Consider the following 714-nt stretch of genomic DNA (forward strand, 5'->3'; position numbering starts at 1 on the left):
GGCCCTAATGGCGGTGACCTTTATTCCTGAACTCAGTCTGTTCTTACCAAAACTGGTCCTAGGCTACTAACTCTTTCAATGAATCATCCCGCAGAGCACTCTGCGGGAGAAGGGAAATAAAATGAAAACCATTGCAAACTCCACCCTAAATGCTGCTGTTTCGCTGCCAGATTACGACCGTTCTACACTCAAAAGCCGTATTATTCACCTTGGTTTCGGTGCTTTCCACCGAGCGCACCAAGCACTGTTCACCAATGAAATGCTGAGTAAAACGGGCTCAGATTGGGGCATTTGTGAAATCAATTTATTTGGTGGTGAAGAGTTAATTCAATCGCTGCGCGCGCAAGATCACCTCTACACGGTGGCAGAAAAAGGCGCAGAATCGACCGAAGTCAAAGTGATTGGCTCGGTGACGGAATCACTGCACCCACATTTGGACAGCATCGAAACTGTTCTCGAAAAAATGGCCGAGCCACAAGTGGCGATCGTTTCAATGACGATAACCGAGAAAGGCTACTGCGCCGACCCTGCAACGGGCACGCTTGATAAAAACAACCCGCTAGTCATTGCTGACCTTGCCAACCCAACGGAGCCAAAATCGGCACTAGGTTACATCGTGCAAGCACTGAAGATACGTCGTGAACGCGGCCTAACGCCATTTACCGTGATGTCTTGCGATAACGTGCAAGAGAACGGTCACGTAGCAAAAGCAGC

At 49.2% G+C, this 714-nt stretch carries 1 pseudogene; it reads left to right on the forward strand.

The annotated features are described in order from the left end of the window. Positions 1–121: 121 nt before the first annotated feature. Positions 122–714, forward strand: a pseudogene (locus R8O10_RS25070) (fructuronate reductase); the annotation flags it as partial.

The sequence above is a fragment of the Vibrio sp. 1727 genome (assembly GCF_033344415.1).
Taxonomy (GTDB): Bacteria; Pseudomonadota; Gammaproteobacteria; order Enterobacterales; family Vibrionaceae; genus Vibrio; species Vibrio alginolyticus.